Source organism: Acidimicrobiales bacterium (genome assembly GCA_035533595.1).
GTDB lineage: Bacteria > Actinomycetota > Acidimicrobiia > Acidimicrobiales > Bog-793 > DATLTN01.
Genome location: DATLTN010000053.1, coordinates 28,768 through 46,860 on the forward strand (window position 1 = coordinate 28,768; position 18,093 = coordinate 46,860).

Annotated in this window: 10 protein-coding genes; 8 read left to right on the top strand and 2 right to left on the bottom strand. The window is 72.6% G+C overall.

All coding sequences use genetic code 11. The features are described from left to right. The first annotated feature begins 206 nt into the window (after nucleotides 1-206). From VNF07_10145 to VNF07_10180, 8 genes are all read left to right on the top strand, one after another. Nucleotides 207-4,403 (top strand): glycosyltransferase, encoded by a 4,197-nt coding sequence (locus VNF07_10145; GenBank protein HVB06591.1) that lies wholly within the window; start codon nucleotides 207-209, stop codon nucleotides 4,401-4,403. Further along, on the top strand, nucleotides 4,400-6,187 hold the full coding sequence (locus tag VNF07_10150; GenBank protein HVB06592.1) for a glycosyltransferase family 4 protein: 1,788 nt from the start codon (nucleotides 4,400-4,402) through the stop codon (nucleotides 6,185-6,187). The genes VNF07_10145 and VNF07_10150 overlap by 4 nt, the downstream gene beginning before the upstream one ends. Then, entirely contained in the window at nucleotides 6,187-7,665 is a 1,479-nt protein-coding gene (locus VNF07_10155) for a hypothetical protein (protein ID HVB06593.1), read from the top strand. The genes VNF07_10150 and VNF07_10155 overlap by 1 nt, the downstream gene beginning before the upstream one ends. Nucleotides 7,666-7,888: 223 nt before the next feature. Beyond that, nucleotides 7,889-9,898: a flagellar biosynthesis protein FlhA gene (locus VNF07_10160; GenBank protein ID HVB06594.1), complete on the top strand. Its 2,010-nt coding sequence runs from the start codon at nucleotides 7,889-7,891 to the stop codon at nucleotides 9,896-9,898. Then, a complete protein-coding gene (locus VNF07_10165; protein HVB06595.1) occupies nucleotides 9,891-11,303 on the top strand; it encodes a hypothetical protein in 1,413 nt (470 codons plus the stop codon). Before VNF07_10160 ends, VNF07_10165 begins: the two co-directional genes overlap by 8 nt. Before the next feature lies 1 nt (nucleotide 11,304). Next, on the top strand, nucleotides 11,305-11,586 hold the full coding sequence (locus tag VNF07_10170) for a hypothetical protein (protein HVB06596.1): 282 nt from the start codon (nucleotides 11,305-11,307) through the stop codon (nucleotides 11,584-11,586). Between the two features lie 81 nt (nucleotides 11,587-11,667). After that, nucleotides 11,668-12,225, top strand: a complete 558-nt coding sequence (locus VNF07_10175) for a carbon storage regulator (GenBank protein ID HVB06597.1) — start codon at nucleotides 11,668-11,670, stop codon at nucleotides 12,223-12,225. Between the two features lie 409 nt (nucleotides 12,226-12,634). Next, a complete protein-coding gene (locus tag VNF07_10180; GenBank protein HVB06598.1) occupies nucleotides 12,635-13,456 on the top strand; it encodes a sigma-70 family RNA polymerase sigma factor in 822 nt (273 codons plus the stop codon). 20 nt (nucleotides 13,457-13,476) lie between these two features. On the opposite strand, the gene VNF07_10185 is transcribed toward VNF07_10180, so the two are convergent. Together VNF07_10185 and VNF07_10190 are read right to left on the bottom strand one after the other, a co-directional pair. After that, nucleotides 13,477-14,637, bottom strand: a complete 1,161-nt coding sequence (locus tag VNF07_10185) for a GGDEF domain-containing protein (protein ID HVB06599.1) — start codon at nucleotides 14,635-14,637, stop codon at nucleotides 13,477-13,479. 1,021 nt (nucleotides 14,638-15,658) lie between these two features. Then, complete coding sequence (locus tag VNF07_10190; protein HVB06600.1) at nucleotides 15,659-17,878, bottom strand: tripartite tricarboxylate transporter permease; 2,220 nt, start codon at nucleotides 17,876-17,878, stop codon at nucleotides 15,659-15,661. Between the last annotated feature and the right edge of the window lie 215 nt (nucleotides 17,879-18,093).

Below are 18,093 nucleotides of genomic sequence, written 5' to 3' on the forward strand. Positions count from 1 at the left end.
TCGCTTGGCGGCCCACGTCTTGCGGGTCGCACACCCTTGGCCCCAGATGGAGCCATGGGATATATCGACCGACAGGGGCGGGACCTTGAGGGCTCCGTGGGAATTCCTCGCCAGCTGATCGGAGCGCCGGGCAAATCCCTTTAGCGCGCCGCGGCGGCCGTCGTAAGGAGAGGCGACGGCCCTACGACAGGAGCGACCCGCACCCGATGCCGCACCGCCCACCCGCCACGATCGCGGTCGTGCCCGGCGCCGCCCCGGCACGCGCCCGGGGCGGCCTCGCCGCGCTCACCGCCGCGCTCGGTCCCCACGACAACCTCGTCCTCCTGCAGGGCGATGCCGAGCGCAACCCCCGGCGCTGGTTCGTCCCGCGCAGCGGCGGCGTCGTCCACCCCGACCGCCTCCCCTCCCCCCGGGAGATCGTCGTCGTGGTGGACGAGCAGATGGTCGGCTCGCGGGACTGGCTCGAAGAGCTCGTCGCGTGCTTCCTCGATCCCCGCGTCGCGGGCGCCGCCCCCTTCACCAACCGCGCCACGGGCGAGGAGCTTTTCCTCGGCCTCCCCTACCGCCCCACCGAGAGCGCCGAGCGCGATGCCTTCCTCGCGAGCTTCGCGGAGGGGCGCGCCGCTGCCCTGCCCGTCACCCACCTCGCGGGGCCGACCCTCGCCCGCCGGGCCGACGTGCTCGCCGCCCACGGAGGCGTGAGCGGCCTCGCCGCCGCGCCCGACCGCTGGCGCGAGGCGCGCAGCGAGGAGGCCGACGGCTCGCTCGTCGTCGCCGCTCGTGCCTTTGTCCACCACCCCGGCGGGCGTGCCCACTCCCCCGCCGGGCCGCTCGTCTCGGCCTGTCTCATCGTGAAGGACGAGGAGGCGAACATCGGCCGCTGCCTCGCCTCGCTCGACGGGGCGGTCGACGAGATCGTCGTCTACGACACCGGCTCCGCGGACGGTACCGTCGAGCTCGCCGAGGAGGCGGGCGCCGCGGTGCACGCGGGCTACTGGGACGACGACTTCTCGCGGGCGCGCAACGCCGCCCTCGCGCACTGTCGCGGCGAGTGGGTGCTGTCGATCGACGCGGACGAGGCGCTCGTCGCGCCCGACCCCGGCGCGTTGCGGTCGTTCCTCGCCGCCGCGCCGACGGCGACCGAGGGCTTCCTCGTGACGATCGACAACCTGCGCGGCACCGACACCGCGACCGTCCTCTCGCATCCGGCCTGTCGCCTGTTCCGTCGCGCCGCCGGCCACTGGGACGGTCGCATCCACGAGCAGGTGGTCGCCCGCGCCGGCAGTCGCGACCTCTCGCTCGCGGCGATCGACCTCTGCCGCCTCACCCACTGGGGCTATGTGCAGGCGGCGCTCGCCGGGCGCGACAAGGGGGCGCGCAACGTGCGCACCGCCTTCGGGGACCTCGCCGGCGGCTCGGAGCTCGACCCCGGTGAGCGGCTCACGAGCCTCGGCCGCTCCTATCTGATGGCGAGCCGCCTCGAGGAAGGAATCGAGATCACGCGGCGGGCGGTGAGCGCGGCCGCCGGGCGCCCGAGCACCGAGCGCCTCGCGCGCCGCGCCCTCATCGAGGGGCTGCTCGCGCTCGGCGCCTTCGAGGAGGCGCTCGAGGAGTGCGCAGCACTGGCGTCCATGCAGCAGGTCCCGACGATCGCCAACGCGCACGCCGGCGCGGCCCTCCTCGCGCTCGAAAGGCACGAAGAGGCGCTCGTCGCCTTCGAGTCCGTGCGTGCCGGGACCGACGACGACGGCTTCGACTACGACCCGAGCTTCGTCGCAGCGCCGAAGGCGGAGTGCCTCGCCGCCCTCGGTCGGCACGGTGCCGCGGCCGACGTGCTGCTCGGCTGCCTGCGCGAGCAGGGGGGCATCGACGCCCACCTCGGGCTGCTCGTCGAGTGCCTGAGCGAGGCGGAGCGCCCGCTCGGCGAGGTCGCGGACGCGATCCCCGAGGGGCGCTCGCGCGCCTTCGTGCCGCAGCTCCTCCAGCTGCAGCCCGACGCGGCCGACCGGGTCCTCGAGGCGTGGATCGAGCGACGCCCCGACGACCTCGCGGTGCTCGCAGCTGCCGGCCGCCTCGGCCCCCGTCTGCCGGTCGCCCGCCAGCTCGCCTGGTCGACGCGCCTGCGCGCGCACGGCCTCGGCGGCTCCTGCCCCCTCGTCCTCGGTGCGGCCGAGAGCGGCCTCGACCCGGCGACGCGTGCCCTCGGTGCCGCGGTCGCCCAGCTCGCCTTCGGTGACGAGACCGCGGCGATGGCCTTCGTCGCCTCGGTGCTCGGCACCCCGCTGGCGGCCCGCGAGGAGCTCCTCGCGGCGCTCGGCCAGCTCGACGGCGGCGTGGCGGCCCTCGCGGCGCGCCTGCTACCGACGGCGGCAGCGCCCTGTGACCTCCCCTCCGGCGGCAACGGCCGCCGCAGCGTGCTCCTCGTCAGCGAGCGGGCGCCGGCGCCTTCGGCCTACGCGCTCGCCCGTGAGCTGCGGGTGCACGGCCACGCGGTCACCCTCATGCAACCGCAGCCGGCGGCACCCGCCGAGGCGCTCCTCGCGCCGCATCAGGTGCGCGTGCACGGCTTCGCCACCGACGGTGCCGGTCCCGGGCTTCTCGCCCTCGCCGCGCAGCTCACCGCCACGGCCGCCTACGACACGGTCGTGCTCGCTGGCACGAGGGAGACGACCGTGACCGGCCTGCGGGCGCTCGCCCCCCTCGCGGCGTTGCTCTCGTTCGAGCAGGAGGCGGCGAGCAGCTTCCTCCGTCCGCTCGCGGTGGAACACCAGCCGCCTCGCTGGTTGCTCGGCGAGCCGCACTGGGAGGAGCTCTTCGGCGAGCCGCTCACGACGCCCTCCGAGGCACGCCACGGCCTGCTCGTCCTCGGCGAGGCACCGGCGGAGCGAGAGCTCGCCACTGCGCTCCTCGAGGCGGTCGCCGCCGAGGTCGAGATGCCGATCGCGCTCCTCGGCGACCGCGACCTCGGCGAGCTCGCCACCGCGCTGCCCGAGGTCCTCCGCCTCGGCCCCCTCGCCGACCCGCTCCCGTGGCTGCGCGCGGCGCGCGCCACCCTCGTCTTTCCGGGAACCGAGGTCACCGCGTGGCGGGCGCTCGCCGCCCACGCAGCGACGCCCGCCGTCGAGGTCGCCCTCCGGCGCGGCGCCGAGGAGCTCTGCGAGCAGCTGGCAGCGGCGCTCGGCGGCGGAGCCGCGACGGCCGCGACGCGGGTGACCGGTTCGGCCGATCCGCTCGGCCCGCTCGGCCCCCCCGAGCCGCGGCGTGTCCATCGCCACGGCTCCACCGTGGTGCTCCGGGGGGGCGTCTTCGGCCACGACAGCCTCTCGACAGTCAACCGCGAGCTGCTCGTCGCGCTCCGCGAGCGGGGGACTGCCGTCTCGGCGCTCACGGCCGAGGAGCCGACGGCTGCCGAGGGGCGGCGCCTCTCGGACATCGCGCTGCATCGTGAGCTGCCTCGCGGGGATGTCGCCCTCGAGATCCGCCACGCCTTCCCCCCGCTGTTCACCCCGACACCGCATCCCCTCGTGCTCATCCAGCCGTGGGAGTTCGGCTGCCTCCCTGCGGAGTGGGTCGGCCCGCTGCGCGACGTGGTCGACGAGCTGTGGGTGCCGACGCACTACGTTCGCCAGGCGGCGATCGACAGTGGCGTCGACCCGGCACAGGTCGTCGTCGTGCCGAACGGCGTCGACCCCCGCACCTTCTCCCCCGAGGGCCCCCGGCGTGCGCTGCGCACCGGCAAGTCGCTGAAGCTGCTGTTCGTCGGCGGGCTGATCGAGCGCAAGGGCGTCGACGCACTCCTCGAGACGTACTGCAGCACCTTCACCGCCGTCGACGACGTCTGCCTGGTGCTGAAGCCCTTCGGCTCGGCGACGGTGTACCGCGACTCGACCCTCGAGGGCGACGTCCGACGCCTCGCGAGCGGCGGCGGGCCGGAGATCGAGTTCGTCGACGACGACCTCACGGCCGCGGAGATGGCGGCGCTCTACCGGGCCTGCGACGTGCTCGTCCACCCCTACCGCGGGGAGGGCTTCGGGATGCCGATCGCCGAGGCGATGGCCTGCGGCCTCCCGGTGGTCGTCCCCGACGACGGCGCCTGCCTCGACTTCTGCGACGAGGAGGTCGCCTGGATGATCCCCACCCGGAGGGTCCCGATCCGCCCGAGCGAGTGGACCCCCGTCGCCGGCGGCTCGTGGTGGCTCGAGCCGAGCCGCGACGGCCTTGCGGCGGCGCTGCGCGAAGCGTGCGCGGACCAGGCTGGCCGCGAGCGGCGCGGCCGCGCGGGCGCCGAGCGCATCGCCGCGCAGTTCACCTGGAGCCACGCCGCGGAGATCGCCGCCGGGCGCATCGCCGCCCTCCTCAGCGCCGCCGAAAGGCGCGGCCACGAGCAAGGACGTGCCGCATGACGGCTGCCCCGAGCCGCTCCCGCAACCTCGAGCGACCGCGCGGCCTGCGCAGCACGCCGAGCGTCAGCCTCCTCCTCACCGTCGGCCTCGGCGACGATCGTCACCCCGAGGCCCTCGAGTGGGCCGCGGCGCAGGCCTCGGACGAGGTCGAGGTGGTCGTCGTCGACGACGGTGCGCCCGACGGCGTGCGAAAGGCCCTCGCCGCGAGCGCGGACCGCGTGCGGGTCGTCCACCGCGTCTACACCTTCGGCTCCGACGCCGCAGCCGCCGTCGCGGCGCAGGCCGCCCGCGGCCAGCTGCTCGTCTTCCTCACGGCGCGCGCTACCCCCCCGCACGGCCTCCTCGACGAGCTCACGGCGCCCTTCGCCGACGACCCCGGTCTCGGTGCCGTCACCGCCGGGGGGCGGGCACAGGCGCTCGCGGTGGCGCTCCGGCGCAACGCCCTCGACTCGGTGGGAGGGCCGGCGGCGCTCGTCGGCGCGGACAACGGCGGCGCGGTGCTGCCCCCTGCGATCCTCGCTGAGCTGGCGCGCGCGGGCTGGCGGGAGCAGGCAGTCGCGCCGCTCGTCGCGCCGCCGCACCGCAGCTGGCCCCGTAGCTGGGATGCGCCGCGGCACGATTTCGGCCGCCTGGCCTGGGAGCCCGTGCCCGTCGCTGCCACGCCGAAGCGCGGCGTGAACGTCGTCGGCCTCCTCGAGGCGGCCTGCGGGATCGGGGACGCGGCGCGGCGCTACACCGAGGCGCTCGCGAAGAGCGGCCTCGCGTACGGCACCTTCGCCTACCACGGCCACGGCTCCCCGGAGCACGCCTACGAGCACCACGGCGGGGGGCGTTTCGCCCACGACACCAACCTCGTCGTCTTGAACCCGGAGACGCTGCGCACCTTCGCGGTGCTCGCCGGCAGCGAGCTGTGGCGGGGTCGCTACACGATCGGGGTCTGGTTCTGGGAGCTCGAGGCGCTGGCCGACCGCCACCTCGAGGCGCTCCCGCTCGTGAACGAGCTGTGGGTCTCCTCGGCCTTCCTCGAGGAGGCCTTCACGGCGGTGACAGACAAGCCGGTGCGGCGGATCCCCCTCCCGGTGCGCCGCCGCGAGGGGCTCCCCGCGCACGAGAAGGCCGAGCTCGGCCTCCCCGAGGAGTTCACCTTCCTCACGATCTTCGACTTCGGCTCGCTCGCGGTCCGCAAGAACGGCCTCGGGGTGGTCGAGGCCTTCTGCCGCGCCTTCACCGAGGACGAGGGGCCGGTGCTCGTGCTGAAGACGCTGAACGCCGCCCTCGACCCCGCCGGCCGCGCCGAGCTCGAGCGCTGCACCGGCCACCGGCGCGACATCGTGCTCCTCGACGGCTACGTGAGCGACGAGACGATCTCGGAGATGATCGGGCGCGCCGACTGCTTCGTCTCGCTGCACCGATCAGAGGGCTTCGGCCTCACCCCCGCGGAGGCGATGGCCTGGGGACGGCCGGTGATCGCCACCGGGTATTCGGGCAACCTCGACTTCATGACCGAGGAGAACAGCCTCCTCATCCCCTACACGATGGTCGAGGTGCCCCGCGAGGTGTGGGCCGTCTACCCCGAGCACGGCCGCTGGGCGGAGCCGGACCTCGACGCCGCCGCGGCGGCGATGCGCTCGGTCGTCGCCGAGCCGGAGATGGCCGCTGCGCTCGGCCGCTGCGCGCGGCGGGACATCCGCCGCACGCACTCCGTCGAGCGCTCGGCGAGGGCGATCAGCGCCCGCTACCAGGAGCTCGCCGCGCGCCGCCCGGCGGCGCGCAAGGTCGCATGATGCGCGCCCTGTGCCTGGTGAGCGGGGAGTTCCCGCCCGAGCACGCCGCGCTCGCCGAGGCCGTCGCCGCCTCGGGGACGGCGGTGCATGTGATCACCCGCCGCACCCCGGCACGCGTCGCACTCGAGCGCCACGGTGGTCTCACCGTGCACCCGGTCGAGGGAGGCGCGGCCGACGAGCCCTTCGCCGCAGCGCGCCGCTGGGCGCGCGCCGCTTCGGACGCCTTCGACGAGGTCGACCTGCTCGTGCACTTCGACGCCGTCCTCGCCCCCGAGCGTCGCGCCGAGGCCCTCACCCTCCATCCCGGCGCCCTCGCCCCCCTCCTCGTGTTCGCCGAGGATGTCCCCGGCGCCAAGGCGACGTCGGCGCGCGTCGACCCCGAGGGCGCGCTGCTGCGGGCGATGGAGGAGCTCGCGCTCTCGAGGGCCGATGCCGTCGTCGCACCTCCCCACGGGTGGCGCGCCGACCCGGCGCTCCTCGCCGCGGCCGTCGCCGAAGCAGCCGCCGCGGCGGCCCCCCGCGCGCTGCTGCCGCCGGGCCTGCGCCAACCGGGCGGGAGCAGCCCCCGCCTCGGCGTGATCGTGCTCGGCACCGGGGACGCGGCCGGGCTGCGGCGCAGCGTGGCGAGCGCCAGCGAGCACGCCGAGGTGCCCACCCAGGTCGTCGCCGTCGGCACCGCTGCGGGGCTCGCCGGTTGCGGGGCGACCCTCGCCGTGCCGAGCGAGGGGCTCTGCGCCGGCGCGGCGCGCAACCGCGCCCTCGCCGCACTCTCCGGCGAGCTCGACGCGGTGGGGCTGGTGAGGGCGGGGAGCGAGCTCCTGGCGAGGTGGTGGGAGCCCTCCTACGAGGCGCTGAGCGCCGAGCCGCGCCTCTTCGAGGTCACCGACGGCGGGGCGGCGCTGCGGCTGCTGCGGGCCTCCACCTTCTCGAGCGTCGGCCGCTTCGACGAGGATCCCGCACGGGACCCGGACGTCGAGCTCGCCCGGCGCGCCGCACGCCTCGGCTTCGTCTCGAGCGAGGTGTTGAGCGGGCGGGTCGCGCCGCTCGCCGCGGAGGGCGGCGGCGGGACCACCCGGCGCGCCCCCCTCGAGGGCAGCCTCTTTGTCGCCCTCTGCTCGGCGCGCGCCGTCCTTCAAGACCCGATGCTCCTCGCCGCCTGGAGCGCGGCGTTCACCGCCGCGGACGAGGCGGTCCTCGCCCTCTACGGCCCCGGCGAAGAGCCGGCGGCCTACGTGGAGGAGCTCGCCGCAGCGGCGGCGCGCGTCGCCTTTGACCTCGAGGAGGGGCCGAGGGTCGTCGTCAAGCTGCCGCCGGTCGCCGACGCCGACTTCGAGCAGGCCCTCGGCGACGAGGCCCTCGCGTTACTCGGCGACGGCCCGGACGCGCGCTTCCCCGCGCTCGCCGCCTTTTCCAGCCGCGACCATGAGGCGCTGCGCCTGCTCGCGGCCCGTTTCTGGCGGGCACGCCCCGCCGCCTGACGCCGCGGGGAGCGCCCGTCACAGAGCGCCAAACCGCACGGACATTTTGTGCGAAAAATGCCTCAAGTTCCCGCGCCCGCCGACCGTAAGGGCGAAGGAGGGCGAGGCTTGATGCGCCCACACCGAATCGATCGCGGCCGGTTCGACCGGGCGCCACGGCGTGGAGCGGTACATGAATACGAGGCAGCGAATCGGGCTCTTCGGAGTCCCTGCGGCGGTCGTGGTGATCGTCATCATGCTCGTCGTTCCGCTGCCGTCGTTCCTGCTCGACCTCCTGATCTCGATCAACCTCGCCGGCGCGCTCGTCATCCTTTTGACGACGATGCACGTCGAGAAGGCCCGTGACTTCTCGGTCTTCCCGTCGCTCCTGCTGGTGGCGACGATGTTTCGCCTCGCGCTGAACGTCAGCGTCACCCGCCTCGTGCTGCTGCACGGCTACGCCGGTGCGGTCGTCCAGAGCTTCGGGAACTTCGTCATCGGCGGCCAGATCATCGTCGGCATGATCGTCTTCCTCATCCTCATCCTCATCCAGTTCGTGGTCGTGACGAGCGGTGCGGGGCGCGTCGCCGAGGTGGCCGCCCGCTTCTCCCTCGACGCGATGGCCCCCAAGCTCGTGGCGATCGACGGCGAGCTGAACAGCGGCCTCATCGACGAGGACGAGGCGCGCCGCCGGCGCCGCGACATCGACCAGAACTCCGAGTTCTACGGGAACATGGATGGCGCCTCGAAGTTCGTGCGCGGTGACGCGATCGCAGCGGTCGTGATCACGATGATCAACCTCATCGGCGGCTTCATGATCGGCGTCGTGCAGCGCCACCTCTCGCTGTCGGTCGCCGTGCACACCTACTCGGTGCTGTCGATCGGTGACGGCCTCGTCTCGCAGATCCCCGCCCTTTTGCTCTCGATCTCGACCGGCCTCATCGTGACGCGGGCCAAGAGCGACGACTCCGACTTCGGTGGCGACATCCTCAGCCAGATCCACGCGCAGCACCGGGCGTTGCAGATCGCGGGCGCTGCGATGGGCGTCCTCGCCCTCGTGCCGGGGCTGCCGCACGTGCCGTTCATCGCGATCGGCATCGTGCTCTGGGTCGGCGCCGCGAAGCTCCGTGGCAACGCCGAGGCGCGCACCGCCGCCGACGCCCTCGCCGCCGAGGGGCCCGCCGAGGAGACGGGCGACACCCCCGCCGCCCTCGCCGCGCAGATGCGCGTCGAGCGCCTCGAGCTCGAGCTCGCCGCCAACCTCACCCCGCTCGCCGACCAGAGCCACGGCGGCGACCTCCCCGACCGCGTGCGGGCGCTGCGCCGCAAGATCGCCCTCGAGCGCGGCCTCGTCGTCCCGACGGTGCGGATGCACGACAATGTCGCGCTCCCCGCCGACACCTACGCGGTGCGGGTGAACGGCGTCGAGGTGGCCCGCGCCAAGGTCTTCCCGGGCCGGCTCCTCGCGATCGGCCTCGGGATCGACCGCCTCCCCGGTGAGGCGGTCATCGAGCCCGCCTTCCGGCTGCCGGCGAAGTGGATCCCCGCCGAGCTGCGCGAGCAGGCCCTCGGCCTCGGGATCGCGCCCATCGACCCCTCCTCGGCGATGATCACCCACCTCGCCGAGATCATCTACGCGCACGGCGCCGACCTGCTCTCCTCCCAGCAGGTGAACGTCCTCCTCGACGCGATGAAGGCCACCGACCCGGCGGTCATCGAAGAGATGAAGCTCGCCCAGGTCTCGGTGATGGACCTGCACCGCGTGCTCGTCTCACTCATCGAGGAGGCGGTGCCGATCACCGACGTGGTGCGGATCGTCGAGGCGGTGACCGCCCGCGCCCGCCTCGGGAGCAAGACCAACGAGGCACTCGTCGAGGCGGCGCGCGCCGCCGTCGGGGCGCGCATCACCGCCGACCGCGCCCGTGACGGGCGCCTCGCGGTGATCACCCTCGACGCCGTCTTCGAGCAGGGGCTGCTGAACGGGTTGCGCTCGAACGACAACGGGACGCTCCTCACCTTGGAGCCGGCGGCCGCCGAGTACCTCATCGCCGAGGTGCGCGGCATCTACGAGGAGGGCCTGCGCCAGGGCCGCGACCCGGTCCTCGTCGTTGCCGCGCCGCTGCGCGCCTCGATCGCCCGCCTCCTCGCCCCGGCGCTCGCGCGCCTCGGCGTCCTCGCAGTGACCGAACTCGGCAAGCAGGTCCAGCTGGACCGGATTGGGGTCGCGCATGCCAGCGCAACGGTTGGTGTTTGAAGGTCCGACGCCCGAGGCGGTGATCCTCGACGCCTGCTCGGCCTACGGACCAGAGGTCCAGCTGAGCGAGCCCGAGGAGGTCCGCGAGGGCGGGATGTTCGGCTTCTTCGCGAAGCGCTCGTACCGCGTACAGGTGCACGCCGCCGAGCGCGGCCCGGGTGGCCCCCGCCCGACGGCGCGCGCCACCTCGCCCGCGGCCGAGCCGGCCGACACGGTGCTCGAACGGCTGCTCGCGGAGAGCCCCGACGTGTCCTACGAGGCGGCCGCGCCCGCCGCCCCGGTGGCCCCCGAGCGCGCCCCGGAGCTCGAGACGTCCACCGCGCACGGCCCCGTCGCGGCCCCGACCTTCGAGGAGGCGCTGGCGCGCGCCGCCGGGGCGATCGGCCCCGAGGCGCCCGGCGCCGCCACCGGTGGGGACGCCTTCGAGAGCCTCGTCGCCCGCCTGCGCCGCGACGAGCTGAGCGGTGGGGTCTTCACCCCCACCGAGGAGCTCACCACCGACGAGGCGACGGCCGACGAAGCCGCCGCTCATGAGCCCGTCGACCTCGGCGCTCCCGCCGGCCTCGCCGCGCTCCCCACGACGGGCGAGCCCGCACCGCCCGAGAAAGCGCCGGCGCCGCGGCTCTCGCCCCCTGCCGCTGTCCCCCGCCCCTTGCTCGCGGACGGCCTGCGCGCCGGCTCCGGGCGCGTCGTCGCCGCCCTGTCGAGCGTCGCCTTCCCGACCCAGCTCCTCGCCTCGGCCGCGGGGCGCCTGCCGACCGGCTTCGGCGTCGAGGAGGTCTTCGGCACCCTGCCGGCGCCGCGCCCCCTCCCCCACGTCCCCGGCAGCCTCATCGCCGTGGTCGGCAGCGAGGAGGCGGCGCTCGGTCACGCCCGGCGGATCGCCGGCGAGATCGGCCTCAGTGACGGCGAGATCGCCCTCGCGCGCACGACCGAGTGCTCTGCGGCTGCCGGCCGCCACAGCCGGCGGGTGAAGCGCAGCGAGGAAGAGCAGGCGGTGCGCGACAGCCTCGCCCCCGACCTCTACGTCGAGAGCCCCGAGCAGGCCGCCGCCCTCTCCCCCGGATGGCGCCGCGACCGCGTCGGCATCGTCGCCGTTGAGCTCCCCTCCTCGCTCGAGGCTGCGACGCGCGGGCGGGCGATGCTGCGCGCGCTCCGCCCCTCGGTGACGCTCCTCGCCACCGAGGCGGCCTGGAAGGCCGCCGACGTCGCCTACCTCGCCGACGGCCTCGGTGGTGTGGACGCGCTGCTCGTCGACCACCTCTCCCAGACGATGACCCCCGCCGAGATCCTCGCCGCCGAGCTGCCGGTGCGCTCCCTCGACGGTGAGCCGGCCGACCCGGCCTGCTGGGTCCGCCACGTCGAGGCGACCCTCGACCGCCGGGTGAGGGGCGAGGGCGACTGACGTGCCCGGCGTCCGCAACGTCGAGCTGATCCTCATCGCGACGCTCGTCGTCTCGCTCCCGACGCTCCTGCAGGCCTTCGCCGGCGGGGTGGGCGCGGCGGCACTGCTCATCCGGCTCACCCTCGCGCTCGCTCTCTGCTGGGCGGGGGGGGCGATCGTCGAGCGCGTCGTCGACACCTACGCGCGCGAGACCAGGCGCCGGGAGATGGCTCGCCACCTGGGCACCCTCGCCGAGGCGCGCGCACGCCTCGCCGCCGAGGCGCGGGCCGAGCAGGAGCAGTGATGAACCCGATCGGAAGGGCGGTGGGCGCTAGATTCACTCCGTCGTCCCCCGCTTTTGACCCGACCGAGGAGGGAGCGCGCGGTGCTCGTACTGCGGCGGCGCCCGAACGAGGCGATCGTGATCGACGGGGGCCTCACCCTCACGCTGCTCCAGGTCACCGGCGGTGTCGCCTGGCTGTGCTTCACGACCGCCACGACGCCGGGCCGCGTCGAGGTCGCGGTGCCGGCGAACGCGCTGAAGGCGGCGGAGCTCTCCTTCCGCGGGGTGCGGGCGCTTTCGCGCCGTGGCCCGCTGACGACCCTCGAGCTCACAGCCGACGGGGAGCCGGAGCTCGAAGCGGTGGTCACGCTCACCCGCCGGCCGGGCGAGGCGATCGAGGTCGCCGGTCTCAACTTCTCGCTCACCTCGATCGAGAAGGAGCGCCTCTACCTCGAGCTCACCGCGCAGGGCCTCGGGGCGCCGATCACCCTCTCGATCGTCGACGTCTCCTCGGTCGACGCCCGTATCGGGGTGAGCGCGCCGCCGGAGATCCGGGTGAATCGCGCCGAGCTCTGGGAGCAAATGCAGGCGGCGAACGCCGCAGCGGCGGGCGAATGGAGCGCGGAGGACCTCGCCGCGTTGACCACCGAGAAGCCCTAGCCGGCGCTCCCCCGCGGTCGCGGCACCCTCGCCCGGCAGCCTTTATCGCGCGGCCCGCACAGCCTGTATCGAAGATCGCGCCCCACCGCGAGCAAACACCCCCGGCCGGGGCGACCGCCAGCTCAGCACTGGTATTGGCAGCGGTCGCCGAGAGTCGCGCGCCACGCGACGCGGTCACGCAATCCCGCAACTGCACTGCAACACCCGCTGCCCATTGCACACTGCTGGGGCACGCGAAGTTGGGGGTTGCGAGAGTGAAGTTGGTTCACTACGGTGACCGAACAACACAGGAGTGCGCCGTGTGCGGTAGCGCTCCTGGCGGCAAAGGGTTGGCGGAGAACCCGACCCCGCACGCCGGTGGGACCGAGACCCGCCGGTGGAGAACACAGGTGGCCAGAGAGCGACGTCGATGACCCTCCAGCACGCAACCCTGCCGGTATCCCGCACACGCGCCACTGGCGCGAGGGCACTCCCCGCAGTCGACGAGGAGTCGCTCTGGCTGCGCTACTGGGCCGAACGCGACCGCAGCCTGCGCAACGAACTCCTCCTCTGCTACCAGCACCTCACGGGCCAGGCCGTCGGCCGCCTGCCGAGCGCGATCCGCCTCCACTGGGATTCCGACGACCTCGCGAGCTTCGCCACCCTCGGCCTCGTCGAGGCGATCGAGCGCTTCGAGGAGGGCTCGATCGTCAACCGCTTCCCGAGCTACGCGACGAGCCGCATCCGTGGCGCGATCTTCGACGAGCTGCGCCGCCTCGACTGGCTGCCGCGCACCGTGCGCCGGCGGGTGATCACCTACCGCTCGACCGCCGAGGCGCTCTCCTCCGAGCTCGGCCGCACCCCTGCGAGCCGCGAGGTCCTCGCCGAGATGGGCGCCGAGCCCGTGAGCGGCCACCAGATCCTGCGCGAGGTGCAGAGCGCGCAGCTCGCCCAGCTCGACGCCCCCGTCGACGGCGGGCGCGGCGATGTCGCCACCTTCGCCGAGGCTGTCGAGGCGCCCGACTCCGCCCCCGACCAGCACCTCCTCGCCGAGGAGGAGCGCGCGCAGCTGCGCGAGGCGGTCCTCGCCCTCCCCGAGCGGCAGCGGACCGTCGTCTCACTGCATCTCCTCGGGGGCCTCACCCAGGAGCAGATCGGGGCGATGCTCGGCGTGAGCAACTCCCGTGTCTGCCAGATCGAGGCGGTGGCACTGCAGACGCTGCGCCGCACCCTCGGCGCCCTGCGCATCTGAGGCCCAGAGCGGGCGCCCGCTCAGTCCGCGAGGCGGGCGACGTTCTTCCCGAGCAGCTTCGCGAGCCCGAGCGCGTCGTTCAGGCGCTCGTAGGGGAGGTCCGCGGGGTCGGCGGTGATCACCCCCACCGAGACCGTCACCGTCTCGGCCTCGAAGGGGTAGTCGAGGCGCGCGGCGCGGGTCGCGACGACGATCCGCTCGGCGATCGCCACCGCGCCGTCGGGGCCGTCCACCCCCGCGAGGAGGAGGAACTCGTCCTCGCCGTAACGGACGAGGACATCACCGGCTCGGTGCTCGGCTGCGAGCACACCCGCCACCGCGACGAGGGCCGCGTCACCCGCCGCCACCCCGAGGCGCTCGTTCAGCGCGCCGAGGTCGTCGACATCGACGAGCAGCGCCGCCACCGTCGCCCCCGACTCCCCCGCCTCCGGCAGGTAGTGCTCGAGGAAGCGGCGGTTGTGCAGACCCGTGAGGAGGTCCCGCTCCGCGATGTCGTCGCGCCCCGGCAGCTCGGTGGGGAGCGCGGCGAGCGGGGCGAGCGCCTGTAGGAGCGAGAGGTAGTGCGGCGCCGCCTCGCCGGGGTCGGTCTCCTCCGACCGCCGCAGCGCCCCCTCCGCGAGCGCGAGGGTGCGCCGGTCGAGGCGGGGGCGGATCGGTGCCAGCAGCTGGCGGGCGGCGGCGACCGCCTCGACCGGGTCGACGGTCCAGCGGACGATGAAGCGCCGGGAGGCCTCGAGCGTCGGGCCGGGCATCAGCCCCTTGTCGTCGACGGCGACGACGACGCCGGCGAGGGCGCCGTCGAAGACTCCGAGCACCCAGGCGTCGTCGATCTCCGGGCGGCCGGTGAGGTCGAGGGGATCGATGCCCGCCTCGGGCACCGCCTCGCCGGGGAAACCGACGATCGTCGTCACGCCGACGGCCTGGTACGCGCCGAAACGGGCCGCCGCGGCGGAGAAGTAGGCGTGGCGCTGGAAGAACGCGAAGGTGAGTGGCGGGGCGGCGGGGTCGAAGCCCTTCGCCACGCTCACTCCGAGCGAGGAGGCGAAGACCTGTTGCAGGGCGCCGGTGATCACCGAGAGGGTCGCCTTGGTCATCGGCGCGGTCGCGGCCTCGGTGGCGGGCAACGGGCGGGGCGCGCGGCGCCGCTCGGCGCGACCTGTCCTCGTACGGTCGATACTCATCTCGCTCCTGCCAAAGAGGTTCGTCTCGTCCCGGCTCTCACCCATCGCGAAGGTACTAACGGCAGATCGGCGCCGATCCTTGTGACTCGTTCACGCACTCAGTACCGATCGCCGCCCAGTGTGGTGGATGGCGAGCCGCCGCGGGGGCAAGCCGCCTCAGCGGCCGGTCGGCGGGTACCCACCGCCTCTGGTGAGGCGAGTGGCCGCGGGTCCCCTACAAGAGAAGGAAGAAGTCCTTTCAAGGCGTCGGTGTCGTCACCGGCGCGATCTGCCCGAGCAGGACGAGACCGCGCAGCACGCCTGCGGTGACCCTCGTCTTCGTGTCCCAGTACGGCCGGAGCCGATGGTGTGCGGAGCCGCGCACCATCGCAGAGAGCCCCTTTTCCGAGAGCTTCGCACGAAGCGCCTCTGGAACGGCGTGCCCGAGCGAGCAGCGCTGGCGCTAGGCATCGGTCCCCAACTCGACGGCGGATCGGCGTGCCGCCAACGGCACCGAGCGCGCCTGGCGTTCGCCAGACGCGCGCGGCGCCCCGAGTGTGGTTCGCGAGAGCGCCTCGAGCGACTCGATGACTCCCTTCACGGCTTCGGCAAGCGAGTGGCACCGAAGCGGCAAGAAAGGGTGTGCGGCCGGGCAGCCGAGCATCGGTCGGTGCCTCCAAGCCACGCCTCAATTCCCGGCCCTGTGGGGAGCGACGCACGATCTTGTGAGCAGGTCTGGGACCCGGCGATCGTAGCGCGACCAGCCGGTTCACTCCACAGAGGGAGCCCCTCTCGCCGCGGCTAAGCAATGAGGCGCCTGCGCTGTCGTGGGGACAACAACACCGCGATCGTTTCGCGCAAGGGCGATCACGTGCCGGGCTCACGTGCGCCAAGCGCCATCCGATGCAGGACCCACATTTCGTGTTGGTCAACGTTTGCGAGCAGGTGGCTCGGTTCGGGCGACCACCAGGCGCGAGGTCAGGCGGTTCTCGCAACCAAGGGCGACGCGTCCAGTCATGCCGGCGAATCTAGCGACGAGCCATTAGAAGTGGACGACTGGCGTGAAGGCCACGTGCAGTAGATGTTGAATCTCATACGTCGTCCCGCCCATCGTCGCCGCCGAGGCGACCGCGAAGATCACACGACCCGGCCATGTGGGCAGTATTCGGCGGGTGGCGGCGAGGCCGTACAGGAGGCAAAAGAGCGGCACTCCGACCGTGAAATCGAACAGCCAGCAGGCCCCGACGAGGACCGCGAACCACAAGAACGCCACCACCTCGCGGGTGTACTGCCCGTGAATTCCCCAGCTCTTGTCCTGGACCGGTTCAAACTCGCTCGCGCTGCCGATGCTTGCGGGCGCAGGACCCATCGCCTCGATGATGTCGGCAGCAGTTGAGTGCTCCGCAGCTGCAGCGCCGACGAGGGCCACCGGTGCGGGGAGAGAGCGATCGCTTAGTACCTCGAACGAGCCGCGGCGGTCGCGCCGATAACGGACGTAGGCGTGGATTTCGAACGGCATCCGCCAGAGAGCTGCGAGCGCGGCCGCGCCGCCGCCGATTTCTGGCATCAGCGCCGTCGTGAGGTTGTACTGCAGCGCGGCGTAGACGACGGCGGTGACGGTGACAACGAGAATCGCACTCGTCGCGATCAGTGCGAGCAACGGGTAGGGGTGACGCCTGCGCTCCCGCCGGCGGAGCTCCTCTGCACGCAAGAGCACATCGTCTTCGTCGAACGGCTGATCAGCCCGCTTGGCCTCTCGTCGTAGCTGCACGGTCTTCAGCGCGAGCACGCCGATGCCGATCGCGAACAACACATCGGCGAAGGGCCGCTCAAGGAAGTGCGCCCCCGGAAAGACCTTGTGGGTTAGGTAGACATTCGTCTCGAGGCTGGGGCCGAGAATGAGACCGATGCCGAAGGCGGCGAGCGAATAGCGGAGCCGCCGTAGACCGAAGCCGATGACGGCGAACACCATCACCTCCATCACCGAGAAAAACGAGACGTCGGCCACATAAACGCCGACGATCGCGATCGACATGATGAACGGCACTAGTGCCGGACCGGGGACCCGGGTCACCTTCGCGAGCTGCGGCGCGGTGAGCACTCCCGCGATCGTTCCGATGAGACCGCCAAGGGCGATCACCCACACGGTCTCGTACGCGAGGGTGGGATAGCTCGCGGTGAAGCCGTACCCGACCTTCACCCCTTTGATGGTCAGCGCGGCGAGAAAGAGCGCATTCCCCACTCCGCCAGGTATCCCCAGACCGAGGACCGGCACCATCCCGCCCGCTTCCTTGGCGAGCGAGGACCCTTCTGGCGCGATAATGCCCTCAGGAATGCCGGTCCCGAAAAGCTCCCGCTTCTTACTCGATTGCTGGGCAATGCCGTACGACATGAAGTTCGCTGCGAAGCCTCCGATCCCGGGAATGATGCCGGTAATGACCCCGATCAGTGCCGCGCGAAGCAACGCGAGACGGTGGTGCAACGTCTCGATGATCCCCTGGACCACCTGTTTGCCAAACCCCTTCGTCAGCTCGACGGGCGCAGCACTGTCAATCTCCTGACCCATCATGTCCTGGCGGGCGATCGTCGTCGCAGTTCCGAAAACGAGCATCATCTGCGGAATTGCGAACAGTCCGAGAAAGAGTGCGACAAGGGCGACGCCACCAAATAGGCCGACCATTCCGAAGGTGTAGCGATTAATGCCGGTTACAGGATCGGGGCCAATCGTCGAGAGTAAGAGCCCGATACCGGCCGAGATCAGCGCCTTACTCGCCGCGTCGGTACCTAGGGTCCCGACGAGCAGCAGTGCTATCGAGATCAGTGCGACGTACTCAGGCGGATGAAAGAGCAGCGGAAGTTGGTCGATAATAGGAATGAAGCCGACAAGGACCGCACAACCGATCAACCCTCCGATGCAGGTGGAGGTCGCCGAGATTCCGAGAGCACGGCCGGCCTCCCCCCGCTGAGCCATGGGAAAGCCGTCGAACGTTACGGCGAAAGCCTCTGGGTGCGCGGGCGTGTTGAGCAGGATCGAGGTAATTGAGGCGCTGAAGTAACTTCCAGCCTGTGTGGCCAGGAACAGCGAGAGCGTCCCCGTGAGGTCGATGTGATAAATGAACGCGAGTACGATGCTCAGGACGACGGGACCGCCGAGACCGGGAATGACTCCGAGGAACATGCCCAGCAGGGATCCGGCGACGAGATAGGCAACGCCGGGCCCGGTTCCGAGCGCCGTGAGACCGTTAATCAGGTTGTGCAGCACGTTGATTCGGATCCCCTTTGCCCTGACGTCGGGACGGCGAATACCGCAGACGCCTTCCCCAGATGCTCGAACACGGCCCTAATCCAGCTCAGCTCAGCTGGGACGGGTCTTGGGCGATTGCCCATGCAAGTTAATCACCGGTTCCTGCAGCGTGCCACGAGATGCAGCGTGCTGAGCGGCGTTGTAACAGATGCGGAGGGCCGGGACACCACGAT

Bases quoted from the DNA above. Each gene is read 5' to 3' on its own strand.
- VNF07_10145 (HVB06591.1), top strand. From the start codon at position 207: ATGCCGCACCGCCCACCCGCCACGATCGCGGTCGTGCCCGGCGCCGCC.
- VNF07_10150 (HVB06592.1), top strand. From the start codon at position 4,400: ATGACGGCTGCCCCGAGCCGCTCCCGCAACCTCGAGCGACCGCGCGGC.
- VNF07_10155 (HVB06593.1), top strand. From the start codon at position 6,187: ATGCGCGCCCTGTGCCTGGTGAGCGGGGAGTTCCCGCCCGAGCACGCC.
- VNF07_10180 (HVB06598.1), top strand. From the start codon at position 12,635: ATGACCCTCCAGCACGCAACCCTGCCGGTATCCCGCACACGCGCCACT.
- VNF07_10185 (HVB06599.1), bottom strand. From the start codon at position 14,637: ATGAGTATCGACCGTACGAGGACAGGTCGCGCCGAGCGGCGCCGCGCG.